Below are 26,500 nucleotides of genomic sequence, written 5' to 3'. Positions count from 1 at the left end.
CCCGCAGGCGAAACAGCACCGGGAGCCAGCCGAGGTGGGGGCGGGGTGGGTTTCAGTGCAGGTGGTAGAAGCGCCAGAAGTCGTTGTCGAGCGGAAGGACCTCGGGTGCCTCGAAGCCGGCCTCCCGCGCCCACCCCAGCAGCGTCGGCGCCCGCAGGATCGTCCCGTTGGCGATGACCGGGTTCTCGGCGCGGGTGGCGGGCAGGCAGTGCAGGACGCTGAACGCGTACTGGAGCCGCTCGACCTCCCCGGCCGGCGCGGTGAACGTGTCCGCCACCCGCTCGTCGGCCACGAAGACGCTCCCGGACGGACCGAGCACCGCCCGAGCCTGCCGCAGCACACCGACCGGATCTCCCATGTCGTGCAGCGCCTCGAAGATCGTGACCAGGTCGAACGCCCCGTCCAGCGGGCCGGCCGCGTCACCCGTCACGAAGCTCACCCGGTCTGCCACTCCGGCCGAGGCCGCGACCTGCCGCGCCGCGGCCACCGAGTCCTCGTCCAGGTCAACCCCGCGCACGGTGATCGCCGGATACGCCAGCGCCATCGCCACCGAGGAATACCCCGTCCCGCACCCGAGGTCGAGCACCCGGGCACCGGCCGCCGACCGCAGCCGAGCTTCGATCGAGGGCACCGCGGGCAGCCAGGTCGTGGTGAGCAGGTGGTCGAACATCGGCCGGTTGAAGCCGGCGATGCCGTGCCGCACGTGGGCGTACTCCGAGTACGGGACACCTTCGCCGGTCCGGAACGCCTCGATCACCCGGGGGGTCAGCATCGCGACGCCGACAGCGAATTCGGCCGCCGCACCCGCATAGAGCATCCCGCCCTCATCCAGCAGAACGTCAGCAACGCCCGGAGCGAGCCCGAAAGCCGCCACGGCAGCCGGCCCGGACAGGGTCAGGAACCCGGCCGCGGCCTGCTGTTCCAGCCACTCCCGCGCATACCGCTCGTCGATCCCCGCCGCCTTGGCCAGCTCGGCGGGCGTGAGCGGACCGTCCCGCAGAGCGGCATACAGCCCGAGCCGGCGCCCGAGCTCGACAGTGCAGAGTTCGACGGCCCCGGTGAGGGCACCGAGCAACCGGTCACCCAGGGCCTGAGAAGAGTCAACAGTCATGGACGACAACCTGCGCCACGCCGCGTGCAGAGCAGGTACAGAGCGCGTGCAGACCGCTTGACCTCAACATGAGTTCACCTTGCAGGCTGGCTCCATGAGAGCTGCCGTCTTCGACAGGTACGGTCCGCCGGACGTCCTCCGCGTCATCGCCCTGCCCGATCCGACCCCCGGCCCGGGCGAGGTCCTGGTCCGCGTGCACGCCGCCGGAGTCCAGCCCTTCGACGTGGCCGTCCGCGGCGGCACGATGCCGTGGGTCAAGGCCACCTTCCCCCAGCAGCTGGGCCAGGAGTACTCGGGAGTCGTCGAGCAGATCGGCCCCGAGGTCCGAGATCTCCCGGTCGGGACTCCCGTACTCGGTTCGACGATGCTCAACGGTGCGGCGGAGCTGCTGACCGTCCCCGCCGGCAACGTTGTCGTCAAACCGGGCATCCTCGACTTCCCCACCGCCGCCGGCCTGGTCGCAGCCGCACAGACAGCGAGCGGCGCCCTCCAGGAACTAGGGGTGACCGCCTCCGACGTGCTCCTGGTCCACGCCGGCGCCGGCAGCGTCGGCACCATCGCCACCCAGCTGGCCCGTCTCACCGGCGCCACCGTGATCGGCACGGCGAGCCCCGGCAACCACGACTACCTTCGCGAAATCGGCGCGGTGCCCGTCCCGTACGGAAAAGGTCTTCTTGAAGCGATCCGCACCACCGGCCTGACCCCCACTGTCGCTCTCGACGCCGCAGGCGGTGAGGCGATCGCCCAGTCGGTGGCGCTCGGCATCGATCCGGATCGGGTCGGCACGATCGTCGACGACAAGGCCGCCGCCGAGTTCGGTACGCGTGTCGTGCGCGCCGGACGGTCGCCGCAACGTCTCGCCGAGGTGGTCGCGCTGGCCGCTCAGGGCCGGATCACCATGCCGATCCGGACTTTCACCCTGGACGAGATCGCCGCGGCGCACGCGGTGGTCGAATCCCGGCACGGACGCGGGAAGGTCGTGGTGACGGTGGCGAGCCGGTAGCGCACGGTTGCGGTAGTGGATCACCTGCTCAGCGGCGCTCCGAGCCCGACGAAGCGCCGTGCATGCGATTGATGAGCCACCTCACCGGAAATGGCCCGGCGCCGCTGTTCGCCGCCGGCGTGATGGCCGCAGCCATCGCCCTGTCCGCAGGGACCCAGGCGGTCGCCGGGCCTTCTCACCAGGACCGGGGCGCGGCTCAGAGCAGCCGGGCCGCCCAGGACCACGCCGATGACTACCGCACTGCCGACTACCGGCCGAAGGGCAGCGGCAGCAACACCATCCGGATCATGCCGCTCGGCGACAGCCTCACCTTCGGCAAGGGTGACCGGACCGAGAACGGCTACCGGCGTGAGCTCTACGCCTGGCTCGCCGACTCCGGGATCCGGGCCGACTTCGTCGGGTCGCTGCGCAACGGCTCCGGCCGCGACAACGCCCACGAGGGACACCCGGGCTGGCGCATCGACTGGGTCACCCGGCACATCGACGAGTGGATGCTGAAGTACCAGCCGCAGGTGGTGCTGCTCGACATCGGCACCAACGACCTGCTGCGCCACCGGGCGGCCGGTTCGCCGCAGCGGCTGGCCGAGTTGCTGGACCGGATCGTCGCGGCTGATCCGTCGGTGCGGATCGTGCTGGCCAAGCTCCTGGTGGTGCCGGGCCCGCACCAGAGGGAGTTCCGCGTCTTCAACACCGCCGTGGCGCGGGTGGCGGCTCGCTACCCGTACAACGTCACGCTCGCCGACATGTCGCGCATCCCGGCCGCGAACACGGTGGACGGTGTGCACCCGGACGTGCTGGGCTATCGGCAGATGGCGTTCCAGTGGTACCAGGGCCTGCGCCGTGTGCTGCCCACCGGCCGTTCGCTGCCGGAGGTCCCGAACCCGTTCATCGCAGATAGGCGAGTCCGTCGAGCATGACCGACGGCCGGCCGGAGGTGCCTTCGGCCTGCACGCGGACGGTGTGCCGGGCGCTGTCGGGCCACGACCGGGTCCAGACCGCCTGACGGTAGGTCGCGGCCGCCGACCGCAGATCGACGACACCCTGGTCGCGGCCGTCCAGGAAGACGCGGACCCGGCCGGAGGTCGCGGTGCGGCCCACCACCAGGGCCGCGGACCGGCCGGTGAAGGTCCAGCTGAGCGACGCGCCGGCGGCCGAGGCGGTGAGTGCCTCACTGCCGAGGAAGCCGGGGTCGCGCAGGGTGCGCCAGGTTCCGGTCCGGGTGGCTCCGGCTTCGGGCACAACCACGGGGGTACGGGTGACCGACGCATTCCGCACGTTGCCGGCCGGGTCAGCCGCTGTCACCGTCCACGCGCCCGCTTCTCCGGCCCGTGCCGCCCCGTCCAGGCTGCGCGCGGTCCCGCCGAGCACCGCGCGGGAGGTGCCGGTCACGCGTACCGAGCGCAGTCCGTTGGGGTCGGTGGCCGCCCAGCCGAGCCGGATCGGCACCGAGTCGCTCAGCGTGCCGGTGCGCAGGGCGACCTGCGGTGCCGTGGTGAAGGCGGGCGCCGCCGCGTCGGCGACGATCGTCGCGCTGGTCAGTGCCGTACGCCCGGACAGGTGCACCGCCTTGACGGCAACCGTGTGCGTTCCCGGCGTGAGCCGCAGCCGTGACGTCCGGTGACCGGCCGGGGTGGCGGTGAACATGCGCCCGTCCAGCCAGACCTCGAAGCGGTCCAGCATCCGGGTGGCGGTGGTCAGGTCCCAGAGCGGCTGCACGAGCCCCTTGGTGTGGTACCTGCCGGCGAAGGCGGCCGCGCCGGTGAGCTTCGCGTATTCGAGCCCGGCCGGTGCCGCACCGGCCACCGCGCGGATCGAGGGCAGTTGGGCGTAGAGGGAGTTGCCCGGGCATTCGGTCTTGCCGGTGTCGCGGTGCCCGGAGATCCGGTTGAGCACCGCGGTCCTCCCGGCCGGGTACCTGTCGCTGCCGCCGGAGAGCAGGGCCACCCGCCCGGCCGGCGGGCTGCCCCAGGCACCCAGCTTGTAGGCCGCGAGCTGCGCCACCGACGCCTTGGCGGCGGCCGGGATCGGTACGGCACCGAAGTTGCCGATCACCGCGATCGCGCTGGCGTTGTTGTTGAAGCCGAGCGTGTGCGCGCCGAGCACGGACCGGTTGACGCCGCCCCTGCGGCCCTCGAAGATCTTCCCGCACTTGTCGACGAAGAAGTTGTAGCCGACGTCGTTCCAGCCCTTGCTCTTCACCTGGTACGCCTGGATGCCCCGGACCACGCTCGCCGTCTCACCGCAGGAGTAGTTGTTGCCGGTAGCCGTGTGGTGCACGAAGACCACCTGGATGCCGCCGGTGTAGGCGGGCCCCTCCTTGACGATCCCCTCGTTGGCTCCCCAGCCGGCCCGGGTGATCAGTTTGGGTACCGGCCGCGCCGGAAGCCCCGGTGCCCGTTTCGGTTCGGCCGTCACGTCGCGACGGGCCGCCACCAGCTCCAGGGACGGTTCGGCGCCGGTCCGGGCGTCCGGGTTGATCAGATCGACGCGCAGGCCGTCCGGCAGCGGGCGGCCGTGGGAGACCATCCGAGCCTGGACGCCGTCGGAGGGGCCCACCCACAGCGGATCGCTGGCACCCCGCACCGCCGTCCCGCCCGTGCCGCCGGACGCGTCCGGGTTGTCGGTCTCGAGCAGCTGCCAGGGTGTCCACTCCCGGCCGTCGGCGGGCCGGGTGCGCACCTCGATCGCGCCCTCGGCCACCGCTCGCGGGTCGGCCCAGGTCACGCCGATCAGGCTGAACGGCTCGGTGTCGCGGCGGGGCAGTTCGGCCGTACGGATGCCCCCGGATTGTTCGGCGACCAGCCGCAGGTCTCCCGCCCTGGCGGCCGGCGAGGTCAGCGCGAACGTCTGGAGCGCACTGTCCCGGCTGGTCCTCAGCGCTGCCTCACGGGCCGTCAGGCAGCACTGGAAGCCGGCCGCGGCGGTGAGCACGGCGAGGGCGGCGGTGAAGCGGACGGCGAGCAGCCGGGTGTGGCGCATGTGAACTCCCCGACCACCGGCGATGGGGTCATTTCGGGCTTAACCGGCGGCCAGGTGACACCTTGCCTGCAACCGGAGGGGCCCGTGGGGAGTTCTGTGAAAAATCCTCTGATTTATTGGTTTGCGAGCCAAATCGCCGCATTGAGCGCCGTCGCGTAACTCACCCAGGCCCAGTACGGCAGCAGCAGTCCGGCGGCGACCCGGGAGACAGGGCGGAACTTCCACGCCGTGATCCCGATCAGCACCCAGAGAACCACGATGTCCAGCAGCGCGAGGCCGTACTGGCCGAACCCGAAGAAGATCGGGGTCCAGACCGCGTTCAGGGCGAGCTGGACGGCGTAGAAGTTCAGCGCGGGCGACCAGCCGGTGCGCCGCCAGACCAGCCAGCCGCTCACCGCGATCATCACGTAGAGCACGGTCCAGACCGGCCCGAACAGCCACGACGGCGGGGCCCAGGCCGGGCGGTCCAGACTCTGGTACTCGCCCGCGGTGCCGGCCACGCCGAGGCCGCCGAGCAGCGCGGCGAACGCGGCCGCCGCACCGAACCCGGCCAGCGCCAGCCACGGGTTGACGGAGCGGCCGGAGCGCATCGCGTGACTGGTCATGCGCGACGTTTACCCGCGGACCCGCCGAACGAATCACCCGCCTGCCGTACCAGGCCGGTGATGACCCAGTCCGCGACCACGGCGAAGTCCGGCCCCGTACCGCCACCGCCCTCGGCGAAGACCGCGGCGAGCCGGGGGAAGTCGCCGCTCGCCACCACGGCGCCGATCTGGGCCGCCTGCTCGGTCCCGGTGGGGTCGCCGGCCAGTTCCCCGGTCACGTACGAGGCGACGAAGCCGGTGAACATGCCGATCAGCGCCATCCGGGTGGTACCGGGAAGTCCGGTCGGCTCCATCGCACCCAGGCCGTGCTCCAGATAGCCGAGCAGGTTACGGCCGGAGACGCCGCGCCCGGCGAGGGCACCGGGCAGCCATCGGTGCCGGTGCATCAGATCCCGCTGCGTCGACACCAGGGCGAACACGTCGGCACGCCAGTCACCGGTCAGCGCGGGCAGCTCGGGCTCGCCGGCGACGGCGTCCACCATCAGATCGATCAGGCGCTCCCGGTCCGGCACGTAGGTGTAAAGCGACATCGCGCCGGCACCGATCTCCGCGGCGACCCGGCGCATCGTGACGGCGTCCAGACCGTCGGCGTCGGCGAGCCGGACAGCCGCGTCCACGACCTGGTCACGGGTGTACGCCGGGGGACGACCTCGTGCCACGGGGCACCTCCTGATACTGTTTCTGGTACAGCGTACGAAAAAGGGGGTTGGACAATGCGCGAGCTGCCCTTGATCCTCCGATTGATGCGGCGCAGGGCCCGCAAGGGCCCCGCCGCACGCTACGACGTCACCTGGGAGCGAGCCGTTCCGGTGCCCGGCCCGGCCGGCAAACTGCTCACCGACCACTACGCGCCCGTCACCAGCGAGCCGTGCCCGACGATCCTGCTGCGTGCGCCCTACATCCGCGCCGGCTTCCCGTTCGACTGGCTCTACGGCGTGCTCTTCGCCGAGCAGGGCTTCCACGTGCTGCTGCAGAGCTCCCGCGGGACCGGCGGCTCGGAGGGCGAGTTCCACACCTGGCGCAACGAGGCGGCCGACGGCCGGGCGGCGGTCGAGTGGATCCGCAAGCAGGAGTGGTTCACCGGCGACCTGTTCACCCTCGGCGCCAGCTACACCGGTTACACCCAGTCGCAGATCGCCGAGAATCCCCCGCCGGAGTGGCGCGGTGCGATCGTGCAGGTGGCGCTCTTCGACCCGCAACCGTTCTTCTGGCCCGGCGGCGCGTTCGCTCTGGAGCGCTCGCTGGTCGGCGGGATGGGCATGTTCGGCGGCGCGACAACGCTCTGGACCAACCTCAAGGCGATCACCCGGCTCCAGCGGCATCTCAAGCGGACCGTGTCGGAGGTTCCGCTGATCGAGGTGTACCAGGTGCCGTTCAAGGGCCGGCGCATCGAGTTCGAGCGCTGGCTGGCCGCACCGGACGCCGCCGACGACTTCTGGCGGGGAGCGAACGGCATCCCGGCGCTCTCGGCGGCCGAGGTACCGGTGAGCCTCAGCACCGGCTGGCACGACCTCGTGCCCGAGCAGACCATCGAGGTATATCGGCGGCGCCGCGCGGCGGGCCTGCCGGTGGACCTGCTGATCGGCCCGTGGACGCACACCAACTCGCTCGAGATCGGCTGGGCGGAGATGTTCGGCCAGGCGCTGCGCAACCTGAGGGGCGAGGCGCCGGCCCAGCCGGTGCGTGTCCACATCGGCGGCGCCGACGAATGGCGTGACCTCCCCGACTGGCCGCCGGCCGGCGTCGACCTGCGGTTCCATCTGGGCGCGGAGACGTTGCGGCCCGAGGCCGGTCCGGGTTCGACCACTTTTCGGTACGACCCACGCGATCCCACGCCGTCGATAGGAGGAGCCCTGCAATCGCCTACGCAGGGCACCCGGGACAACGCTCCGCTGGAGCAGCGCTCCGACGTGCGGGTCTTCACCGGCCCGGTGCTGACCGAGGCCGTCGAGGTGATGGGAGCGGTGCGCGGCGAGTTCGACGTCACCACCACGGCGGCCAGTGGCGACCTGTTCGCCCGCCTGTGTGACGTCGACCCGTCCGGCAGATCGATCAACGTCTGCGACGGGCTGGCCCGGATCCGGGACGGCCGGACCGTTGTCGCGATGGGCTCCACCGCGCACCGGTTCCGGCCCGGCCACCGGATCCGGCTGCTGGTGGCGGGCGGGGCGCACCCGCGGTTCCTGCGTAACTACGGCACCGGGGAACCGCCCGGACCGGCCACCGAGATGGTCCCCACGGAGACCACAGTGGGGCACAGCTCGGTGCTCGTCCTCCCGGTCGTCCAGCACGGTTCTGTTTAGCGGTCCCCGGCGTGGGGGTAAGGCGTCGCCGCCCCACCCCCACATCGAGGAGCGGACATGTCCATGCAGGCAATCTTCTACATCATCGCTGTCATCCTGCTGGTGCTGGCGGCGCTGCCGATCACCACTCGCGGTGTCAGCCTCGCGCTTCTCGGCGCCGCCTTCGCCCTGCTCGGTTACGCCTGGCCCGAGATCACGGCCTGACCGCCCGGCGGTAGACGACCGCCTGCCACGGGCCGAGGGTGAGATCCACCGGCGCGGGTTCCACGTTGGTCAGCACCAGCTCCGCTGACGACCAGGATCCGGCGTCCTCGATCTCGGCCCGGGCGGGCTCCCCGGAGAAATTGCCGATCACCAGCAACTCGGTGGTCCCGAGCCGCCGGGTGAAGGCGTAGAGGCGCTCGTCGTGCGGAAGCAGCATGGTGAAGTCGCCCTCGGCCACGGCCGGCTCGGTGTGCCGCAGTTCGATCAGCTTCCGGTAGTAGTGGAAGACCGAGTCCGGGTCGGCACGATCCGCGGCGGCGTTGATCTCGCGGTGGTTCGGGTTCACCGCCAGCCAGGGTGTGCCGGTGGTGAACCCGGCCTGCGGCGAGTCGTCCCACTGCATCGGCGTACGGGCGTTGTCGCGTCCCCGGGCCCGCAGGACGGTGAGCACCTCCTCGGCGCTACGGCCCTCCAGATCGAGCGCCTGCCGGTACTGGCCGAGCGCCTCGATGTCGCGGAAGTCCTCGATCCCGCCGAACGGGTAGTTGGTCATCCCGAGCTCTTCGCCCTGATAGACGTAGGGCGTACCCCGGTGCAGGTGCAGCACGGTGCCGAGCATCTTGGCCGAGGCCACCCGGTACTGAGGACCGTCGTCGCCGTAGCGCGAGACCACCCGCGGCTGGTCGTGGTTGTTCCAGTAGAGGCTGTTCCACCCCAGGTCGGCGAGGCCGGCCTGCCAGCGGCCGAGGATCGCCTTCAGCGCGGTGAGCTGGAGCGGCTGGAGCAGCCACGGGTCGGGACCGCGGTCGACCCAGACATGGTCGAACTGGAAGACCATGTCGACCTCGTGCCGCTCCGGGTCGGTGTGCAGCCGCGCCTCCTCCACGGTGACGCCGGGCATCTCACCGACGGTGAGCAGGCCCTCCCGGCCCTCGAAGACCTCCCGGTGCATCTCCTGGAGGAACTCGTGCAGCCGGGGACCGCCGATGAAGCTGTCCGAGCCGTCCGCGTACGCGGCGCCGGCCGAGAGGCGGCCGTCCCGCAGCGAGCCGTCCTCGCCGATCACCTTGGAGATCATGTTGATGACGTCCATCCGGAAGCCGTCCACGCCCCGGTCCAGCCACCAGCGCATCATCGCGTAGACAGCCTCGCGGACCTCCGGGTTCTCCCAGTTGAGGTCGGGCTGCTTCCGGGAGAACAGGTGCAGGTAGTACTCGCCGGTCTTCTCGTCGAACTCCCAGGCCGGGCCGCCGAAGACCGAGCCCCAGTTGGTCGGCTCGGCACCCGGGGTGCCCGGTTCCATCCCGGCGCGGGCCGGGCGCCACCAGTACCAGTCCCGTTTCGGGTGGTCCTTGGCCGAGCGGCTCTCCAGGAACCACTGGTGCTCGTCGGAACTGTGGTTCACCACCAGGTCCATGATCAGCTTCATGCCACGGGCGTGCGCCCCGGCCAGCAGCTCGTCGAAGACCGCCAGGTTGCCGAAGAGCGGCTCGATGTCCTGGTAGTCGCTGATGTCGTAACCGTTGTCGTCCTGCGGTGAGGGGTAGATCGGAGAGAGCCAGAGCACGTCGACACCAAGCTCGGCCAGGTGGTCGAGGTGGTCGATGACGCCGCGCAGGTCGCCCATGCCGTCGCCGTCGGAGTCCGCGAAGCTCCTCGGGTAGATCTGGTAGACGACCGCCTTCTTCCACCACGAATCCGTCATTGCTCTTCTCTAACACGAGAACGGGCTCGCAACCCGCCATGCATACTGAGCACGTGGTTATGACCGGAAATTCTGATTTGTCATGAAGGTCGCACTACTGGGGCCGATCGCCTGGCGTACGCCGCCGCTGCACTACGGCCCGTGGGAGCTGATCACCAGCCTGCTGGCCGAGGGGCTGACCGCCCGCGGCGTCGACGTGACCCTCTTCGCCACCCTCGACTCGCTCACCAAGGCCACCCTCGACGGGGTCGTCCCCACCGGGTACGAGGAGAGCGATCAGATCGACGGACGGGTCTGGGAAGCGATCCACGTCAGCCACGCGCTCGCCCGCTCCGGCGAGTTCGACCTGATCCACAACCACCTGGACTGGCTGCCGCTGGCCTTCTCGGTACACTGCCGGGCTCCGATGCTCACCACCGTCCACGGCTTCTCGGGACAGAACATCCTGCCCGCCTACCGCCGGGCGCGGTCGCACTTCGTCGCCATCTCCGACAGCGACCGCTCGCCGGACCTGGAATATGTGGCCACCGTGCACCACGGCGTCGACCTGAGCGCACTTCCGGTGCATCCGGACGGCGGCGACGACCTCATCCTGTTCGGCCGAATCCACCCGGACAAGGGAACCGACATAGCGATCGAGATCGCCCGCCGGGCCGGACGCCGTCTGATCATGTGCGGAATCGTGCAGGACCAGGATTACTTCGCCGAACGGGTGGAGCCGCTGATCGACGGAGAACGGGTGGTCTATCTGGGGTCGGTGGGGCCGGACGAGCGGGGCACCATTCTCGGCTCCGGCGCCGCCCTGCTGCACCCGATCCGGTTCGCCGAGCCGTTCGGGCTCTCCGTCGTCGAGTCGATGGCGTGCGGGACACCCGTTGTCGCGTACCGGAAAGGGTCCATGCCCGAAGTCGTCGACGAAGGGATGACCGGCCGCCTGGTGGACACGGTCGACGAGGCGGTGGCGGCCGTCGCGGGGATCGCGGAGATCGACCGTATGGCCTGCGCGGCGCACGCCCGGCGACGGTTCTCCGCCGATCGCATGGTTGACGAGTACATGACGATTTACCGAAAAATCATCAGCTGAAAAGCTGGATCTTGTTAACGTCGCAATGTGAATTGCGCGTTAAACGTGCCTTTTTCCTGGGCCGTCTTTGCGCCGTTCTCGCGCGGTGTACGGCACTTTGCCCGCGCGCGCAGAGTCCGTGCTGCGGGGAGGCAGCCGGCCGAGGAGAAAGGCTTGTCATGCCCGCGACATATGGGTTTCTGAGCACTTATCCCCCCACACAATGCGGTTTGGCGACGTTCAATGCGGCACTCGCGACCCACCTCAATGCCGGAGGCACCGGCTCGGGTGTGGTGCGGCTGCTCGCCGGCGACAACACCAGCGGTGGGATCGTGCTCGACCGGGCCGCTCCACGGGTGGTGCACACGTGGCACACGGACCGGCCCGGCGGCTGGGTGGCCGCCGCGACCGCCCTCAACCGCTTCGACGTGGCGATCATCCAGCACGAGTACGGCATCTACCCCGGCGACGCCGGTGCCGAGATCCTGCCGGTGCTGCGGGCCCTGCGTGTACCGGTGATCGTCGTGCTGCACACCGTGCTGACCCACCCGGACCAGTTGCAGCGGGCCGTCCTCGAGCAGATCGGTGCCGCCGCCGACGCGGTGGTGACCATGACCGACACGGCACGGCGGCGCCTCACCACCCACTACGAGGTCGACCCTCGCAAGATCACGGTGATCCCGCACGGTGCGGGCAGCCACAGCGGCGTACCACGCGAGGACCACGACCGGCCGCACCTGCTCACCTGGGGGCTGCTCGGGCCGGGCAAGGGCATCGAGTGGGCGCTGCGGGCGCTGGCGTTCCTGGACGACATGGCTCCGCAGCCGGTCTACACGGTCGCCGGGCGTACCCACCCGAAAGTGCTGGAGCAGCAGGGTGACGCGTACCGGGACTCGCTCAAGGAACTCGCCGAGGAACTCGGGGTATCGGACTCGGTCCGCTGGTCGGACGTCTACATGGATCCGGCCGACCTGTCCCGGCTGATCTGCTCGGCCGACGTGGTGGTGCTGCCGTACGACTCGACCGAACAGGTCACCTCCGGCGTGCTGATCGAGGCGGTCGGTGCCGGGGTGCCGGTGGTGGCGTCGGAGTTCCCGCACGCCGTGGAACTGCTCGCGGACGGGCCGGGGCTGCTCGTACCCCATCACGACCCGGAAGCGATGGCGATGGCCATCCGCCGGGTGCTCGCCGAGCCGGGCATGCCGGGCCGGCTCACCGGCCTGGCCGGCGGGCCCACGCTGCGCTGGCCCGCGGTGGCCGCGCGCTACCAGTCGCTCGCCGCCCGCCTGCTCGGCGACCGCCGGCCCCTTCTCGCTCCCGCGCCCGCGATTTCGGCATGAGCCTTGGGTTGCGGCTGATCCCGCCGCCGATCCGGCTCCAGGACGTTCCCGAACCCCGCTGGGACCACGTGTTCCGGCTCTCCGACGACACCGGCCTGCTCGAACACGCGCGCAACGCGATCGTCCGCCGTGAGCACGGCTACTGCGTGGACGACGTGTCCCGCGGGCTCCTGATCGCCTGCCGGGAACCCCGGCCGTCACCCGAGCTGCTCCGGCACACCGACCGCTACCTGGCGTTCCTCACCCACGCCCAGGGCGCCGACGGCGGTTTCCGCAACCGGATGAGCTACGACCGGCGGTGGCTCGACGAACCGTCGCTCGGCGACTGGTGGGGCCGGGCCCTGTGGGGGCTCGGCACCGCCGCCGCGCGCGGCAGCACCGGATGGCTCCGGCGGGAGGCGGCGAACGCCTTCCAGCAGGGTGTCCGGTGCCGCTCGCCCTGGCCCCGGGCGATGACCTTCGCCGGGCTCGGTGCCGCCGAGGTGCTCCGGGCTGACCCGCACGACCGCCAGGCCGCGCAACTGCTCGGCGACGCGGCGACCGTGATCGGCGTGCCCGGCTCCGACCCGGACTGGGTCTGGCCGGAGCGGGAGCTCACGTACGCGAACCCGGCACTCGCCGAGGTGGTCATCGCCGCCGGTGACCTCCTCGGTGACGAGGGGCTGCTCGCCGACGGCCTGCGGATGCTCTCCTGGCTCTGCGACATGCAGGAGCATCGGGGCCACCTCTCCACCGTCCCGGTCGGCGGCTGGCGGCCCGGTGCCGAGCGGCACCGGCACGACCAGCAGCCGATCGAGGCCGCCGCCACCGCGGACGCCTGCGCCACGGCGGCCGCGGTCACCGGTGACGAACGCTGGGACGCGCCGCTGTTCCAGGCGATCGGGTGGTTCCTCGGCGACAACGACATCGGATCGGTGATGTACGACCCCGAGACTTGCGGTTGTTATGACGGATTGAAGGCTGATGGTCCTAATCTGAACCAAGGAGCCGAATCCACCCTCGCGCTGGTCTCCACGCTGCAGCATGCCCGCACGCTGGCGAACCGGAGCGCGACCCGACCGTCAGGCGGCCTAGCGTGACCGCAACCGTGAATACGCAAGACATCACCCGTCACAACATCACCATGGCGCCGGACGGCCGTCGCGTGGTGATCAAGCTGTTCGTTCCGGGCGAGGACGCGCACATCACCCACAACCGCGCCTCCTGCCTGATCGAACGTGTCCTCCAGCTCGACGAGTCGGACATCGGCACGCTGCTGGAGGACGTGCTGAGCCGCTTCGCCGGCCGGCATCACGACATCCTCGGCGTCTTCCAGCACCACTACGAGGTGGTGCAGCACCGGGTGCCGTCCGAGATCGAGCTGTCACCGGCGGCGCGGACCCTGATCGGGGCGTACTTCAGCCACGAGTTCTCGGTGGAGGCCGCGGCACTCTGCAACCCGTCGATCGTGCCGCACCCGGACCAGAGCGATCTGGCACCGGGCGAGCTGCGGGCCGCACTCAGCCTGCGGCAGATCGGCGAGGGGCACATCTCGTCGATCGGATTCTGCAGCGTGGTGCTCGGCCCGGGCGCGGCGATCCGGCTGGAGGAGCGGGACGGGCCACTCGGAATCGGCCAGCGGGTCGGCGCCAAACACATGAAACACCAGCTCTTCGCGGCACTCGGCGACGAGAACATCGACAACGAGGCTTCGGCGTACGTGCTGGGTGCTCTGCCGGAGCGCTACGACGACCAGGTGTTCGAGGACATCCTCGGCCATCTGCCGCCGGAGATCCTGGCCCGGCCCACCACCCCGATGACCCTCGAGTTGATCCGGCGGATCGTCGGCGACGACTACGCGGTGACCTATCCGCCCACCATGCCGCTGCACCAGCGGGTGATGTGGCCGGCCACCCCGTCGGAGAGCCGGGGCATGGAGGACGCCCGGTTCGTGCACGTGATCGACCCGGACGGGCGGCCGGCGTACCAGGCGACCTACACCGCCTACGACGGGTTCAACATCGCCGGGCGGGTCATCTACACCCGGGACCTGCGGCACTTCGAGGTGACCGCGCTGCACGGCCCGGCCGCCCGGAACAAGGGCATGGCGCTGTTCCCGCGCTACGTCAACGGGAAGAAGATGGCGCTCTGCCGCTCCGACGGCGAGACGCTCGGCCTGGCCGTCCGCGACGAACAGCACCGCTGGCAGCCGGCCGGCCCGCTGCTGGTCCCGCACCGCGGCTGGGACCTGATCCAGGTCGGCAACTGCGGCTCACCGATCGAGACCGAGGCCGGGTGGCTGGTGCTCACCCACGGCGTCGGCCCGATGCGCCGGTACGCGATCGGCGCCATGCTGCTCGACCTGGAGAATCCGGAGCGGGTCATCGCCGACCTGCCGGCCGGGCTCATCGACCCGGACGAGATCGAACGCGAGGGGTACGTGCCGAACGTGCTCTACTCCTGCGGTGGGCTCGTGCACGACGGGCGGTTCTGGTTGCCGTACGCCTCCAGTGACGTGCGGATCAGCTTTGCCAGCATGCCGCTGGACCGGCTCCTGCACCGGATGGTGCCGAGCACCTGACCGTTACCGGGCTTCTTTCCACGGCACCGCTTCCGGCTTTCCCGCCGGGTGCGGTGCCGCCTGGTTTCCACCGGTCACTGGACGACGCCGGCGACCACCCAGATGGTGAGCACGGCGAGGAACGTGCCGCTGGCACCGGCCGCCTCGACGCTGGCGAGCCACTCGTCGCGCAGGCCCGGCGGGGTCGCCCACGCCTCTTCCGGCACCCGCGGATTGACCATCGGCAGCACCACCGCGGCCGAGCCGGGAGTGTCGAAGAAACAGGTCACCGGCATCGCCTCGAGCCGATGGAGCCCCGCGGCGATCAGCCGGCGGCGCAGGGTCCGGCCCATGTCGAACTGCGGAGGCGTGAAGTTGCCGCGGGTGTGTGACACGACCATGTCGCCGAGGCCGGACGGCATCCCGTCGAAGGCGAGCGATGCCCAGTCGGTGTCGATCAGGCAGATCCGCCCGCCGGGGCGGGTCACCCGGACCAGCTCGGAGATCGCCTGGTCGGCGTCCTCGACGTGCTGCAGGACCCGCTCGCACCAGATCCCGTCCACCGAGTCGTCCGCCAGGTCGAGGCCGCAGACGTCGCCCGTCACGTAACGCACGCTGCTGCCGTCGTGCCGCCCGATCGCCGCCGCGGTGATCGCCGCGGAATGGTCGAGCGCGATCACCTCACCCCGCGGCCCCACCTCGGCGGCGAGCAGCCGGGCCACCTCACCGCCACCGGAACCCGCATCCATCAGGCGCTCGCCCGGCGCCGGTTGGAGCATGCCGAACGCGGCACCACGCACCCTCTGGATCTCCGGATGACGACTCATCTCGGTCAGCGCGTCCACCACGATCTCGGACATCTGCGCCGTCAGACCGTCGATGTCGGCAAACGGGGTCCGTTCCTTCTGTGCGGGCTCCATCGCTCGATTGTTCATCCACCGAACGTTTCCCGCCCGTCGACGTCATCCATCCGACATGCACACCCGCCGATCGCCCTATACACGTTGAGTAGTGGGGCGTGCATCACATGTAACGGTGAGGATCGTGTGCAACAGGACGGCAACCGATGTGAAAAACTTCCGGACATGATCGAGCGGGTTAGGTTCGGGCTGGTCGGCTACGGCACCGGCGGACGGGTGTTCCACGCGCCGCTGATCGCGTCGGCGGAGAACATCGATTTCGCCGGCGTGGTCACCACGTCGGAAGAGCGCCGTGCCCAGGTGACGGCACAGTTGCCAGGGGTCTCGACCTACGACTCGATCGCCGCGCTCGCCGCCGACGGCGTCCAGGCCGTGACGATCTCCACGCCGGCCGCGACCCACGCCACCCTGGCACGCGAGGCGCTCGCCCTCGGCCTGGCCGTGGTCGTCGACAAGCCGTTCGCGCTGGAGGCCGAGACAGCACGCCAGGTGGTCACCGAGGCCGAGGCGGCGGGCGTGCCGCTCACCGTCTACCAGAACCGGCGCTGGGACTCCGACCTGCTCACCATCCGCAACCTGATGGACAAGGGCTCGCTCGGTGAGATCCGGCGCTTCGAGTCCCGGATGGAACGCTGGGCGCCCGACCGCACCCCGAAGGCCGCCGGCGGTGGCACCCTGCTCGACTTCGGCTCCCACCTGGTGGACCAGGCACTCCAGCTACACGGCCCGGCCACCCGGGTCTACGCGGAGATGCGCGGCGAGCCCCTCGACGACGACTTCTTCGTCGCCCTGCACCACGCCAACGGCGTCGAGTCGCACCTGTGGGGCAGCTGGCGCCAGGCCGGCCCCGGCCCCCGCTTCCGGGTGACCGGCTCGGCGGGCACGTTCATCTCCCCCGAGCTGGACTTCCAGGAAACCCTCCTGAAGAACGGCAAGTCGCCGGCCTCACTCGGTGACCGGTGGGGTGTGGAGCCGGAGCACCGGTGGGGCCACCTCTTCCGCGGCTCGACCGGCGCCCGCGTGGAAAGCTGCCGCGGCCGCTGGGACTCCTTCTACCCGGCGTTCGCCGCGGCAGTCCTGGGCGACGGCCCCCTGCCGGTCGACCCCTGGGACTCGGTACGCGCCATGCAGGTCCTCGACGCCGCCCGCCGCAGCGCCACAACCGGCACCGCCCTCCCCCTCTAACCCCCGCCCCGCTCCCACCCGCCCGACGCCCCGCCCGCACTCCGCTCTAGCGGGGTGGCCAGCTGGCACTCAGCGGTGCCCCGCGCCCGTTTCGCACCCGCCCAGCGCCAGCCGGATCAGCCCGCCCGGCCCGGCTGGCACTCAGCGGTGCCCCGCGCCCGTTCCGCGCCCGCCCAGCGCCAGCCGCCCGGCCCAGCTGGCACTCAGCGGTGCCCCGCGCCCGTTTTGCGCCCGCCCAGCGCCAGCCGCCCGGCCCAGCTGGCACTCAGCGGTGCCCCGCGCCCGTTTCGCACCCGCTCAGCGCCAGCCGGATCAGCCCGGCTGGCCCAGCTGGCACTCAGCGGTGCCCCGCACCCGTTTTGCGCCCGCTCAGTGCCAGCCGGATCGGCGGCGCGGTGATAGGTGCGCACGTCGGGGCGGCGGGGTCGCAGTGGTTAGGGGTGGCGGGGGTTTACTGCGTCGTCGACTACTCGGGCGGTGGCCAGGAGGTCGGCGAAGGGGGCGGGGGTGAGGTCGAGGCCGCTCGGGAGCCAGCAGATCTCGGAGCTATCGGTTTCGGTCATGGCGGTGAGGATCTGGGTGGGGTCGAGGCCGGCTGACTGGAGTGCCCGGATCTCGCGGGGGTTGACGGCGGGTGGGAGGGGGCCGTTGCCGAGGTCGGTGCCGTAGCGGACAGTTCCGCCGTACTCGAGAAAGCGCCGCAGGTTGCCGACGGCGATCTCGTGGGCGGGGGTCGGATCTCCCCAGCCGTGGATGTCGAGGGTGCTGAGCCAGGTCATGCGGGCGGCGCAGGCGCGCAGCAACGCGTCATCGAGTGGCTCTGTCCAGGGGGTATGGGCCAGTATGTCGGCTCCGGCGGTGTAGGCCGCGGCCACCGTTCCGGGGCCCTCGGCGTGCACGACGACGGGGAGTCCGGCCGTGTGCGCGGCGTCGACGAGGGCGCGCATCGTGGGCTCGGGCAGTTGCGGGCCGGCGGCGTTCGCGGTGACTTTGATGAGGGTGGCACCGGCGGATCGGGCTTCGGTCACGGCGGCACCGGCGTCGGCCGGGGAAACGATCTCGCGCCAGCTTCCGGCGGGCGCCCAGGGCCGGTCGCTGGGATAGCCGCCGGGGGCGATCAGGAATGGACCGGCATAACGGAGGCGGGGAAGTTTCGAGCCGTACCGCCGGGATCGTGCCGCGAGATCTTCGAGCGCTGAGGGTACGCCGCCGAGGTCCCACACGGCCGCGATCCCGCCCGCGCGCACGGTGCCGAGATCAACGAGCGCGGAGTGCACGTGGGCGTCGACGAGTCCGGGAAGCAGAGTTCCCGGAAAGTGACGGCTGTCCCCGGCGGGTGCGATCTCGGCCGGTACCGGTTTGACCGCACCATCGTGACCGACACGCAGCGCGACTCCGCTCCGGAGTCGCCCGCCCCACCACACCGAGTCACCGATAAGCCAGTCGATACGCGCCGTAGCGGTCCCCCGAGCCCCCGAACCCGACGACAACACCCCACACGACCGCGATCCCGCCAGCCCACACCCGGCCGACGACCCACCACAGCACCCACCAACCGGCCGCGCCCCGCCCGCGGGAACGCCTCCGGGAGCCGCATCGGACCCAGGAGCAGCATCGGACTCAGGAATGGGAGAACCCGCGCTCACCGGTGCTTCTCGACCAGGTCACGCAGAACTGACAGCCCCTGATAGACCTCGGCAAAGCTGGTGCTCAACGGCGCCGGCCCGATCCGCAACCCGTCCGGTCGCCGATAGTCCGGAATCACCCCGCTGTCCCACAACGGCTCCAAAAACTGCTCGAACCCGGCCCGCCGCAACGTCACATGCCCACCCCGCCGCTCAGCCTCCCGCGGGCTCACCACCTCGACACCGTGCGGCGCCAGCCACGCGTCAGCGATCTCGAGCACGTACCCGGTCAGCAGCAGGGACTTCGCTCGCACCGCCTCGATTCCCGCCTCGGCGAGCATGTCCAGGTTGGCGTGCAGCGGAACCATCGCGAGGATCGGAGGCGTCCCGCTGAGCATCCCGCGGATTCCGCTCGCCGCCTCGTACCCATGACCCATCTCGAAGGAAGCCCGGTGCCCCATCCATCCTTGAATGGGCTGGCGCACCGAATCCTGCAGCTCCCGCCGCAGGTAGGCGAAGGCCGGCGCCCCCGGCCCACCGTTGAGGTATTTGTAGGTGCAGCCGACCGCGAGGTCGACGCCCCAATCGTCGAGGGAGATCGGCACCGAGCCGGCCGAGTGGCACAGGTCCCACATGGTCAGCGCGCCGGCCTCGTGCGCGATCCGGTTGATTTCGGCGACGTCGGCCAGCCAGCCGGAGCGGTAGGCGACGTGCGAGAAGAGGACGAGCGCGGTGTCCTCGTCGATCACGTCGGCGACCTGTGACGGCTGGATGCCGGTCCCGGGGTCGGTGGAGATCCAGGTCAGGGTGAGGTCGTGCGAGGCGGCGATGCCTTCGAGCACGTAGCGGTCGGTGGGGAAGTTGTCGGTGTCCAGCACGACCTTGCGGCGGCCGGGGCGGGCGTCGACGGCGGCCCGGGCCAGCTTGTAGATCAGGACCGTGGTGGAGTCGGCGATCACGGTCTGGCCGGCGGCCGCGCCGAGGGCCACGGCACCGAGCCGGTCGCCGAGGGTGAGTGGCCATTCGAGCCAGCCGTCGGTCCAGCCGCGGATCAGCCGGCCGCCCCACTGGTCGCGGATGAACTCGTCCATCAGGCGGGCGGTCGCCTCCAGCGGACGGCCGAGCGAGTTGCCGTCCAGGTAGGAGAGCAGGTCGCTGCCTTCGGGGGTGATGAATCGGTCCCGGTGCTGCGCGAGGGGGTCGGCCGCGTCGAGGGCGGCGGCGCGCGCGAGCAGAAGGTCGCTCAACGGGGCACTCCAATTTCGGTACGGACGGCGTAGAGCTCGGGGAAGAATGTCAGATCGAGGGCCGCCCTGAGGAAGGAGACCCCGCTCGATCCGCCGGTGCCGCGCTTGAAGCCGATGGTGCGTTCCACCGTCTTGAGGTGGCGGAAACGCCAGAGCTGGAAGTTCTCCTCCAGGTCGACGAGTTCCTCGCACGCCTCGTAGAGGTCCCAGTTCTGCTCGGCGTTCTCGTAGATCTCCTGGAAGACCGGCACCAGGTCGGCCTGGTACTCGTACGGCTGGGTGACGTCACGCTGGAGGATCTCGATCGGCACCTGGTGACCGCGCCGGGCCAGGAAGTGCAGGAACTCGTCGTAGACGCTGGGTGCGCCGAGCGCGTCCTCGAGCAGGGCACGGGCCGACGGGTGGTCGTCGAAGATCTTCAGCATCCGGCGGTCCTTGTTGCCGAGCAGGAATTCGACCACCCGGTATTGATAGGACTGGAAGCCGGAGGACGTGCCGAGGAAGCTGCGGAACTCCGCGTACTCACTGGGAGTGAGGGTGGCCAGCACGGACCACTGCTCGGTGAGGGTGCGCTGGATGTGCTTGACCCGGGCCAGTCCCTTGAGCGCCGGGCGCAGCTCGTCCTTGGACAGGTGCTCCTGCACCGCCCGCAGCTCATGGATGATCAGTTTCAGCCAGAGCTCCGACGTCTGATGCTGGAGGATGAACAGCAGCTCGTCGTGGTGCTCCGGCACGCTCACCGGGTGCTGGGCGTTCAGGATCTCGTCGAGGTGCAGATAGTCACCGTACGAGAGATTGACCTTGAAGTCGGAGACGATGCCGTCCTCGAGGGGCCGTTGTGCAGACATGGCTACTTCCTCACCGCTGGGGACCCCAATACACCCATTGACCGTCATGGCGGACGAACCGGCTGTTCTCCTCCATGATCCCTGGAGTGCCGCCGTCACGGTAATGTGCCCGGAACTCGACCGTACCCTCGGCTTCGAAGAGTCCGCCGCCGCTTGTCCCCAGCACTTCCAGCCGGGTCCAGCGCAGGCCGGGGTCGTTCGCGACGGACTCCGGGCGGGTCTGCGGGTGCCAGGTGCGCAGCACGTGGTCGGCGCGGTCGAGGGCGAACGCGCTGAAGCGCGATCGCATCAGGGCTTCCGGGTCCGCCGCCGGCTTTCCGTCGTGGATCGGGCCACAACATTGGGCGTACGCCTGGAGCCCACAAGGGCAGACGGGAGAAACGTTCCGGGGTCCCCGCTTACGAGCCATGTGCCCCAGTCTTCCTCAGCAGCCGATCGCTCGGCACCGAGCCGGCCGGCTGACAGCCGCGGGAGAACTCAGCCGGCCTGCTGCTCCACGACGATCCCGCTGATCACCTTCTGGCAGCGGTCCAGTTCCTCGATCAGGCCCTGCATCTCCTCGATCGCCGAGACCGCGTTCTGAGTGTCCGCCCGGATGCCGCCGACCTGCGTACCGATCTCGCTCGTCGCCGTCGCGGTCTCGTTCGCCAGGTCCTTGACCTCGCTGGCGACCACCGCGAAGCCGCGGCCCGCCTCACCAGCTCGCGCCGCCTCGATCGTCGCGTTCAGCGCCAGCAGGTTCGTCTGCTTCGCGATGGTGGCGATGAGCTGCACGACCTTGCCGATCTCGGTGCTGCTCGCCTCGAGCCGCTGGATCACCTGGACCGCCGTCTCGGCAGCGGTCACGGCCGCCTGCGTGGCGGTCGCCATGTCGTTGCTGACGTTGGCGAGCCGGTACGCCGAGTCCCGCCGGCGGTCCTGCGCCGACGAGTCACCCTGGCCGCCATCTCCGGCCGACCAGTCCTGCTGGTCCCCGGACGACCACTCGTTCTGCTCCCAGTCCGACATGTGGTGACGACCCCTTTCTCCCAGTCGTCTCAAAACATCCCATCCCGCCCGCACACCGGGGAGCGTTTTGCGTGATCCGCCGCCTGCAACCGCGGTGCAAGCCGTGCAGGACGGAAAGTTGCGGTGAGCGACGACTTAACCGCTTCACGGCGGCCTCCTCTCTACGCCGCGTGCACCACGCCGCCGACCTGAGGCCGGGGTCACGACGAGAGCCCGCAAGCGGGTGAAAGGGCAGACAAGAGATTCGATCACGTACGCACGCACCGGTTCAGTTCTTGCAAGGATCTGACGTAGGATTCCGTCGTGACCAAACGTCTTGCCGAGGTGGCGAAGAAGGCCGGGGTCAGTGAGGCGACCGTCAGCCGGGTCCTCAACGGGCGCAGCGGCGTCTCCGAGGCCACCCGCACCTCGGTCCTCACCGCCCTCGACGTCCTGGGCTATGAGCGCCCCACGAAGCTGCGCGGTGAGCGCGGCCGGCTGGTCGGCCTCGTGCTGCCCGAGCTGCAGAACCCGATCTTCCCGGCGCTGGCCGAGGTGGTGACCGCCTCGCTGGCGCAGCGCGGCTTCACCCCCGCGCTCTGCGCCCGCACGATCGGCGGTGTCCCCGAGCGCGACTACATCGAGATGCTCCTCGATCACCAGGTCAGCGGCGTGGTGTTCGCCGGCGGGGCCTATGCGCTGGCCAACGCCGAGCACGCGCACTACCGGGCGCTGACCGAGCGGGGCATGCCCGTCGTGATGGTGAACGCGGGTGTCGACGTCGGCTTCCCGCACATCTCCACCGACGACGCCGTCGCCGTCGAGCAGGCCTACGGGCACCTGCGCTCGCTGGGCCACGAGCGGATCGGCATGGTGATGGGCCCCGAGGACCACATGCCGTCGCGCCGCAAGCTGGAGGCGCTCGCCAAGTTCGCCGACGGCCAGTGGCTGGTGGAGCGGACCACGTTCTCGATGGAAAGCGCCCGGCTGGCCGCGAGCAAGCTGATCGAGCGCGGCGCGACCGGCCTGATCTGCGCGAGCGACGTGCTGGCGCTCGGTGCGATCCGGGCGGCCCGCCGGCTCGGGCTGGACGTGCCGGCCGACGTCTCGGTGGTGGGCTTCGACGACTCGGCGCTGATGACCTGCACCGATCCACCGCTGACCACGGTGCGCCAGCCGATAGAGACGATGGGGCAGGCCGCCGTCGACCTGCTGGTCAACCAGATCGAGGGCTCCGGTGCGGAGCCGGACGAGTTGCTCTTCGAGCCGGAGCTCGTGGTCCGCGGATCGACGGGACCGGCGCCGCAGAGGAGCTGAGCGGGAACAACTCACCGAGGGACGAGCCGTCTGGCTCGTCCCTTTTGCGTTTTCCGGGGCTGTCGCAATTTTTCTTGCTTCCGTTCTGTTCTTGCGCGACCCGCGCTTGTCTTTGTATCGTCACAGCCACGAAACATGCGAGAGCCAGATCACATCTGGCTCCATCCCATAGGCGCGCGTCTCATGGAAGGGCGTCCTCTCACCATGTTCGACACCAGAAAAGCGCTCGGCCTCCTGCTCGTTTCCGGGCTGGGGATCGGCCTCACCGCCTGCTCCACCAAGAGCGACGACAGCGGGACGGACGCCGGCGGCAAGGTCACCATCACCGTCGACTGCCAGCCGGTCGGCGCACAGAAGGAACTGCTCCAGAACTGGAACGAGGACGTCGCCGCGTTCCAGCAGGCGAACCCGGACATCATCATCAAGAGCGTCAGCGTCGGGGAGCAGTGCAACAACCCGCCGGACTTCACCGCCCGCCTGGCCGGCGGCACCGTGACCGACGTCTTCTACGGCTACATGACCGACCTCCAGCAGGTGCTGGACTCCGGTCAGGCGATGGACATCACCAGCCTCGTCAGCAAGGACACCATCCCGACCTGGGACAGCGTCGACCCGGCGCTCAAGGAGGTCTTCACCGACGGCGGCAAGCTCTACGCCGTACCGGTGAAGAACTACTCGATGGGCCTGGTCTACAACAAGACCCTCTTCGCGAAGGCCGGCCTGGACGCGAACAACCCGCCGAAGACCTGGCCCGAGGTGCGTACCGCGGCCAAGAAGATCGCCGGGCTCGGCGGCGGCATCGCCGGCTACTCGGAGTACAGCGCCGGCAACACCGGTGGCTGGCACTTCACCTCGCTGCTCTACTCGCAGGGCGGCCAGGTCCTCAGCGAGGACGGCAAGAAGGCCGACTTCAACAACGCACAGGGCAAGCAGGTTCTGCAGAACCTCAAGGACATGCGGTACGGCGACAACAGCATGGGCAGCCGCCAGCTGCTCCAGTGGGGTGACCTGCTGACCAACGCCGGCGCCGGCAAGGTGGGCATGTTCATCGGCGCACCGGACAGCACCCAGGCGATCGTCAGCCAGTTCCAGGGCAAGTACGAGGACTGGGCGATGGCTCCCCTGCCCGGCCAGGACGGCGCGGCCAAGGGCACGCTCGGCGGCGGCGAGGGCTACTTCTTCAAGAAGGACCTCTCCCCGGAGCAGGTCAAGGCCGGTCTGAAGTGGCTGGCGTACCAGAAACTGACCCCGGGCAAGGGCCAGTTCGACTACGCGCGGGCCAAGCCGCAGAACTATCCGGTGGGCCTGCCGCAGCCGTTGCTGTTCACCAACGGCAGCGACGCGCAGAAGCAGGAGCTCGACCTGCGCAAGGCGAACGCCAACGTGGACACCGCCAACTTCGCGCTCTTCGAGGCGACCCCGGTTCCGATCAAGGGTGAGCCGCGCAACGCGCAGGCGGTCTACGCGGTGCTCGACTCGGCGATGTCCGGGGTCCTGACCGACCCGAACGCGAACATCGACGCGCTGCTCAAGACGGCCGAGGAAAAGGTCAACCAGCTGCTGGCCGCCGGTAGCTGACCCGGTGGGTGCGGGGGCCGGGCGACCGGCCTCCGCACCGCGGAGAACAGGGAGTCATTCTCTTGGCGATCCTCACTGCCCCGGCACCGCCCCGGCAGACGCCCCCCGCAAGCCCGGCCGCGGCCCGGCGCGGCCGCAAGATCCGGGACAACCTCACCGGGCACACGTTCCTGATCGGTGCGGTCGTCTGCTTCGCCCTCTTCATGTGGTACCCGATGATCCGCGGCCTCGTGATGAGCTTCCAGCGCACCCGGCGCGGTGAGACCAGCTGGGTCGGCTGGGACAACTACATTCGGATCGTGGCCGATCCGAGCTTCTGGGTCGCCTGGCAGAACACCTTCTACTTCACCGCCCTGGCCCTGGTCCTCGGCTTCGCGGTGCCGTTCTTCGTGGCGATCCTGCTCAACGAGTTCCGGCACGCCAAGGGTTATCTGCGGATTCTGGTCTACCTGCCGGTGATGCTGCCGCCGGCGTCCGCGCTGTTCCTCTTCAAGTTCTACGCGTACGACCCGAGCGAGGCCGGCCTCTTCAACGCGCTGCTCACCGCGGTGGGGCTGCCGACCTCGGAGTGGATGCAGTCACCGGGCATGACGATTCCGGCCATGGTGCTCGCCTCGACCTGGATGAACATGGGCGGCGCGGTGCTGATCTACCTCGCCTCGCTGCAGAACATCCCGGGCGAGCTGTACGAGGCGGCCGAACTCGACGGAGCCGGCATCTGGAAGCGGATCCTGCACGTGACGATCCCGCAGACCCGGCTGATCCTCGCGCTGCTGGCGATGCTGCAGATCGTGGCCACCATGCAGCTCTTCATCGAGCCGCTGATCCTGGCCAACGGCGCCGGTACGCAGGACTCGGCCACCTCGGTCGCGTACCTCATCTACCAGCACGGCTTCTTCCAGAACGACCTCAACGGCGCCGCCGCGCTCGGCGTGATCATGCTCGTGGTGCTGGCCGCCTTCTCCGCCGTCTACGTACGCCTGACGACGAAACAGGACTGACGACATGACCCGCACCCTCATCTCCCACTCCCAGCTCAGCCGGGGCCGCGGCAAGGTCATCTACTGGACGCTGCTGGTTCTGGTCGTCACGGTGTTCACCCTGGTCTTCCTCGGACCGCTGTACTGGATGGTCACCGGCGCCCTCAAGTCGGGCCAGGAGATCGCGCAGACACCGCCCTCGCTGTTCCCGAGGGACCCGCAGTTCCAGAACTACATCGACGCGTGGAACAACCTGAACCTGTCCAAGCTGCTGTTCAACACGTTCTACTACGCGGCGGGCGCGGTGCTCTTCCAGCTCGTCCTGGACACCGCCGCGGCCTATTCGCTGTCGAAACTCCGTCCGGTCTTCGGCAACGTGATCCTCGGCCTGATGCTGGCGACGCTGATGATCCCGGCGATGGTGCTGATCGTCCCGCAGTACGTCACCGTGATCGACCTGCCGATCCTGCACATCAACCTGCTGGACTCGCCGTTCGCGATCTGGCTGCCGCTGGTCGCCAACGCGTTCAACATCTTCCTGCTCAAGCGGTTCTTCGACTCGATCCCCGAGGAGCTGATGGCCGCCGCGTTCGTGGACGGCGCGACGCCGCTGCGCACGCTCTGGTCGATCATCCTGCCGATGTCGCGCCCGATCCTCGGCGTGGTCTCGATCTTCGCGGTAACGGCGGTCTGGAAGGACTTCCTCTGGCCGAAGCTGGTCATGCCGTCACCGGAGACCCGCACGGTCAGCGTCGGCATCTACGCCTTCGCCGGCGGCACACCGCAGAACGTGGTGATCGCCGCCTCGGTCATCGCCGCGCTGCCGACCGTCGTCATCTTCCTGATCTTCCAGCGGAACATCATGTCCGGCCTGACCTCGGGCAGCCTCAAGGGCTGAGGTGCCCGTCCGGCACCAGGGCCCGTTCCACAGCGCCAACGTATCTACGTATCGACAGAAAGC

24 protein-coding genes are annotated in these 26,500 nt (G+C 69.8%); 13 read left to right on the top strand and 11 right to left on the bottom strand.

Annotation, left to right across the window (positions count from 1 at the left end; genetic code table 11):
- Positions 1–52 precede the first annotated feature (52 nt).
- The gene (locus ACFQV6_RS02240) at positions 53–1,111 is read right to left on the bottom strand and encodes a class I SAM-dependent methyltransferase (RefSeq protein ID WP_378025574.1); all 1,059 of its coding nucleotides are present in this window, start codon (positions 1,109–1,111) and stop codon (positions 53–55) included.
- Positions 1,112–1,205: 94 nt separating this feature from the next.
- On the opposite strand from ACFQV6_RS02240, the gene ACFQV6_RS02235 reads away from it, so the two are divergent.
- Together ACFQV6_RS02235 and ACFQV6_RS02230 are read left to right on the top strand one after the other, a co-directional pair.
- Complete coding sequence (locus ACFQV6_RS02235; protein WP_378025573.1) at positions 1,206–2,114, top strand: NADP-dependent oxidoreductase; 909 nt, start codon at positions 1,206–1,208, stop codon at positions 2,112–2,114.
- Between the two features lie 62 nt (positions 2,115–2,176).
- Positions 2,177–3,031: an SGNH/GDSL hydrolase family protein gene (locus ACFQV6_RS02230; protein ID WP_378025572.1), complete on the top strand. Its 855-nt coding sequence runs from the start codon at positions 2,177–2,179 to the stop codon at positions 3,029–3,031.
- Here ACFQV6_RS02230 and ACFQV6_RS02225 read toward each other — a convergent pair.
- The 3 genes from ACFQV6_RS02225 to ACFQV6_RS02215 all read right to left on the bottom strand — a co-directional run bounded on the left by ACFQV6_RS02225 (position 3,000) and on the right by ACFQV6_RS02215 (position 6,357).
- A complete protein-coding gene (locus ACFQV6_RS02225; RefSeq protein WP_378025571.1) occupies positions 3,000–5,093 on the bottom strand; it encodes an N-acetylmuramoyl-L-alanine amidase in 2,094 nt (697 codons plus the stop codon). The genes ACFQV6_RS02230 and ACFQV6_RS02225 overlap by 32 nt on opposite strands.
- Positions 5,094–5,206: 113 nt before the next feature.
- Positions 5,207–5,698, bottom strand: a complete 492-nt coding sequence (locus tag ACFQV6_RS02220) for a TspO/MBR family protein (RefSeq protein WP_378025570.1) — start codon at positions 5,696–5,698, stop codon at positions 5,207–5,209.
- Positions 5,695–6,357, bottom strand: coding sequence for a TetR/AcrR family transcriptional regulator (locus tag ACFQV6_RS02215; protein WP_378025569.1), 663 nt, complete (start codon positions 6,355–6,357; stop codon positions 5,695–5,697). The genes ACFQV6_RS02220 and ACFQV6_RS02215 overlap by 4 nt, the downstream gene beginning before the upstream one ends.
- A gap of 84 nt (positions 6,358–6,441) precedes the next feature.
- On the opposite strand from ACFQV6_RS02215, the gene ACFQV6_RS02210 reads away from it, so the two are divergent.
- Complete coding sequence (locus tag ACFQV6_RS02210; protein WP_378025568.1) at positions 6,442–8,001, top strand: CocE/NonD family hydrolase; 1,560 nt, start codon at positions 6,442–6,444, stop codon at positions 7,999–8,001.
- Positions 8,002–8,058: 57 nt separating this feature from the next.
- Entirely contained in the window at positions 8,059–8,205 is a 147-nt protein-coding gene (locus ACFQV6_RS02205) for a hypothetical protein (protein WP_378025567.1), read from the top strand.
- Here ACFQV6_RS02205 and ACFQV6_RS02200 read toward each other — a convergent pair.
- Positions 8,195–9,910, bottom strand: coding sequence for an alpha-glucosidase (locus ACFQV6_RS02200; RefSeq protein WP_378025566.1), 1,716 nt, complete (start codon positions 9,908–9,910; stop codon positions 8,195–8,197). The two genes, ACFQV6_RS02205 and ACFQV6_RS02200, sit on opposite strands and share 11 nt — an antisense overlap.
- Before the next feature lie 82 nt (positions 9,911–9,992).
- On the opposite strand from ACFQV6_RS02200, the gene ACFQV6_RS02195 reads away from it, so the two are divergent.
- From ACFQV6_RS02195 to ACFQV6_RS02180, 4 genes are all read left to right on the top strand, one after another.
- Positions 9,993–10,994 (top strand): glycosyltransferase family 4 protein, encoded by a 1,002-nt coding sequence (locus ACFQV6_RS02195; protein WP_378025565.1) that lies wholly within the window; start codon positions 9,993–9,995, stop codon positions 10,992–10,994.
- Positions 10,995–11,152: 158 nt separating this feature from the next.
- The gene (locus ACFQV6_RS02190; RefSeq protein ID WP_378025564.1) at positions 11,153–12,313 is read left to right on the top strand and encodes a glycosyltransferase; all 1,161 of its coding nucleotides are present in this window, start codon (positions 11,153–11,155) and stop codon (positions 12,311–12,313) included.
- On the top strand, positions 12,310–13,392 hold the full coding sequence (locus ACFQV6_RS02185; RefSeq protein WP_378025563.1) for a glycosyltransferase: 1,083 nt from the start codon (positions 12,310–12,312) through the stop codon (positions 13,390–13,392). The genes ACFQV6_RS02190 and ACFQV6_RS02185 overlap by 4 nt, the downstream gene beginning before the upstream one ends.
- A 44-nt stretch (positions 13,393–13,436) precedes the next feature.
- Positions 13,437–14,873 (top strand): glycoside hydrolase family 130 protein, encoded by a 1,437-nt coding sequence (locus ACFQV6_RS02180; RefSeq protein WP_378025768.1) that lies wholly within the window; start codon positions 13,437–13,439, stop codon positions 14,871–14,873.
- Positions 14,874–14,947: 74 nt separating this feature from the next.
- Here ACFQV6_RS02180 and ACFQV6_RS02175 read toward each other — a convergent pair whose 3' ends face one another.
- On the bottom strand, positions 14,948–15,772 hold the full coding sequence (locus ACFQV6_RS02175) for a methyltransferase domain-containing protein (RefSeq protein ID WP_378025562.1): 825 nt from the start codon (positions 15,770–15,772) through the stop codon (positions 14,948–14,950).
- A gap of 165 nt (positions 15,773–15,937) precedes the next feature.
- On the opposite strand from ACFQV6_RS02175, the gene ACFQV6_RS02170 reads away from it, so the two are divergent.
- Positions 15,938–16,957, top strand: a complete 1,020-nt coding sequence (locus ACFQV6_RS02170; RefSeq protein ID WP_378025561.1) for a Gfo/Idh/MocA family oxidoreductase — start codon at positions 15,938–15,940, stop codon at positions 16,955–16,957.
- A gap of 434 nt (positions 16,958–17,391) precedes the next feature.
- On the opposite strand, the gene ACFQV6_RS02165 is transcribed toward ACFQV6_RS02170, so the two are convergent.
- The 5 genes from ACFQV6_RS02165 to ACFQV6_RS02145 form a co-directional block, all read right to left on the bottom strand.
- Positions 17,392–18,381, bottom strand: a complete 990-nt coding sequence (locus tag ACFQV6_RS02165) for an amidohydrolase (protein ID WP_378025560.1) — start codon at positions 18,379–18,381, stop codon at positions 17,392–17,394.
- A gap of 218 nt (positions 18,382–18,599) precedes the next feature.
- Positions 18,600–19,829, bottom strand: a complete 1,230-nt coding sequence (gene kynU / locus ACFQV6_RS02160; RefSeq protein ID WP_378025559.1) for a kynureninase — start codon at positions 19,827–19,829, stop codon at positions 18,600–18,602.
- Positions 19,826–20,677 carry a tryptophan 2,3-dioxygenase gene (gene kynA / locus ACFQV6_RS02155; RefSeq protein ID WP_378025558.1) on the bottom strand — a complete coding sequence of 284 codons (852 nt, stop codon included), beginning with the start codon at positions 20,675–20,677 and terminating at the stop codon, positions 19,826–19,828. The genes kynU and kynA overlap by 4 nt, the downstream gene beginning before the upstream one ends.
- Positions 20,678–20,687: 10 nt before the next feature.
- Positions 20,688–21,086 (bottom strand): YchJ family protein, encoded by a 399-nt coding sequence (locus tag ACFQV6_RS02150; protein ID WP_378025557.1) that lies wholly within the window; start codon positions 21,084–21,086, stop codon positions 20,688–20,690.
- A 68-nt stretch (positions 21,087–21,154) separates the two neighbouring features.
- Positions 21,155–21,685, bottom strand: coding sequence for a methyl-accepting chemotaxis protein (locus tag ACFQV6_RS02145; RefSeq protein WP_378025556.1), 531 nt, complete (start codon positions 21,683–21,685; stop codon positions 21,155–21,157).
- 303 nt (positions 21,686–21,988) lie between these two features.
- Here ACFQV6_RS02145 and ACFQV6_RS02140 point away from each other — a divergent pair, with 303 nt between their 5' ends.
- The 4 genes from ACFQV6_RS02140 to ACFQV6_RS02125 all read left to right on the top strand — a co-directional run bounded on the left by ACFQV6_RS02140 (position 21,989) and on the right by ACFQV6_RS02125 (position 26,437).
- Complete coding sequence (locus ACFQV6_RS02140; protein ID WP_378025555.1) at positions 21,989–22,981, top strand: LacI family DNA-binding transcriptional regulator; 993 nt, start codon at positions 21,989–21,991, stop codon at positions 22,979–22,981.
- A gap of 204 nt (positions 22,982–23,185) precedes the next feature.
- Positions 23,186–24,559: an ABC transporter substrate-binding protein gene (locus ACFQV6_RS02135; RefSeq protein WP_378025554.1), complete on the top strand. Its 1,374-nt coding sequence runs from the start codon at positions 23,186–23,188 to the stop codon at positions 24,557–24,559.
- 62 nt (positions 24,560–24,621) lie between these two features.
- On the top strand, positions 24,622–25,560 hold the full coding sequence (locus tag ACFQV6_RS02130; RefSeq protein ID WP_378025553.1) for a carbohydrate ABC transporter permease: 939 nt from the start codon (positions 24,622–24,624) through the stop codon (positions 25,558–25,560).
- 4 nt (positions 25,561–25,564) lie between these two features.
- Positions 25,565–26,437 carry a carbohydrate ABC transporter permease gene (locus tag ACFQV6_RS02125; protein WP_378025552.1) on the top strand — a complete coding sequence of 291 codons (873 nt, stop codon included), beginning with the start codon at positions 25,565–25,567 and terminating at the stop codon, positions 26,435–26,437.
- Positions 26,438–26,500 lie beyond the last annotated feature (63 nt).

The organism is Actinoplanes sp. GCM10030250 (genome assembly GCF_042666575.1).
GTDB lineage: Bacteria > Actinomycetota > Actinomycetes > Mycobacteriales > Micromonosporaceae > Actinoplanes.
This window is presented reverse-complemented; position numbering and strand designations above follow the sequence as displayed.

Excerpts from the sequence above, each read along its gene's own strand:
- ACFQV6_RS02240 (WP_378025574.1), bottom strand. The coding sequence starts at position 1,111 with ATGACTGTTGACTCTTCTCAGGCCCTGGGTGACCGGTTGCTCGGTGCC.
- ACFQV6_RS02235 (WP_378025573.1), top strand. The coding sequence starts at position 1,206 with ATGAGAGCTGCCGTCTTCGACAGGTACGGTCCGCCGGACGTCCTCCGC.
- ACFQV6_RS02230 (WP_378025572.1), top strand. The coding sequence starts at position 2,177 with ATGCGATTGATGAGCCACCTCACCGGAAATGGCCCGGCGCCGCTGTTC.
- ACFQV6_RS02225 (WP_378025571.1), bottom strand. The coding sequence starts at position 5,093 with ATGCGCCACACCCGGCTGCTCGCCGTCCGCTTCACCGCCGCCCTCGCC.
- ACFQV6_RS02220 (WP_378025570.1), bottom strand. The coding sequence starts at position 5,698 with ATGACCAGTCACGCGATGCGCTCCGGCCGCTCCGTCAACCCGTGGCTG.
- ACFQV6_RS02210 (WP_378025568.1), top strand. The coding sequence starts at position 6,442 with ATGCGGCGCAGGGCCCGCAAGGGCCCCGCCGCACGCTACGACGTCACC.
- ACFQV6_RS02205 (WP_378025567.1), top strand. The coding sequence starts at position 8,059 with ATGTCCATGCAGGCAATCTTCTACATCATCGCTGTCATCCTGCTGGTG.
- ACFQV6_RS02200 (WP_378025566.1), bottom strand. The coding sequence starts at position 9,910 with ATGACGGATTCGTGGTGGAAGAAGGCGGTCGTCTACCAGATCTACCCG.
- ACFQV6_RS02195 (WP_378025565.1), top strand. The coding sequence starts at position 9,993 with ATGAAGGTCGCACTACTGGGGCCGATCGCCTGGCGTACGCCGCCGCTG.
- ACFQV6_RS02190 (WP_378025564.1), top strand. The coding sequence starts at position 11,153 with ATGCCCGCGACATATGGGTTTCTGAGCACTTATCCCCCCACACAATGC.
- ACFQV6_RS02185 (WP_378025563.1), top strand. The coding sequence starts at position 12,310 with ATGAGCCTTGGGTTGCGGCTGATCCCGCCGCCGATCCGGCTCCAGGAC.
- ACFQV6_RS02180 (WP_378025768.1), top strand. The coding sequence starts at position 13,437 with ATGGCGCCGGACGGCCGTCGCGTGGTGATCAAGCTGTTCGTTCCGGGC.
- ACFQV6_RS02175 (WP_378025562.1), bottom strand. The coding sequence starts at position 15,772 with ATGGAGCCCGCACAGAAGGAACGGACCCCGTTTGCCGACATCGACGGT.
- ACFQV6_RS02170 (WP_378025561.1), top strand. The coding sequence starts at position 15,938 with ATGATCGAGCGGGTTAGGTTCGGGCTGGTCGGCTACGGCACCGGCGGA.
- kynA (WP_378025558.1), bottom strand. The coding sequence starts at position 20,677 with ATGTCTGCACAACGGCCCCTCGAGGACGGCATCGTCTCCGACTTCAAG.
- ACFQV6_RS02150 (WP_378025557.1), bottom strand. The coding sequence starts at position 21,086 with ATGGCTCGTAAGCGGGGACCCCGGAACGTTTCTCCCGTCTGCCCTTGT.
- ACFQV6_RS02145 (WP_378025556.1), bottom strand. The coding sequence starts at position 21,685 with ATGTCGGACTGGGAGCAGAACGAGTGGTCGTCCGGGGACCAGCAGGAC.
- ACFQV6_RS02135 (WP_378025554.1), top strand. The coding sequence starts at position 23,186 with ATGTTCGACACCAGAAAAGCGCTCGGCCTCCTGCTCGTTTCCGGGCTG.
- ACFQV6_RS02125 (WP_378025552.1), top strand. The coding sequence starts at position 25,565 with ATGACCCGCACCCTCATCTCCCACTCCCAGCTCAGCCGGGGCCGCGGC.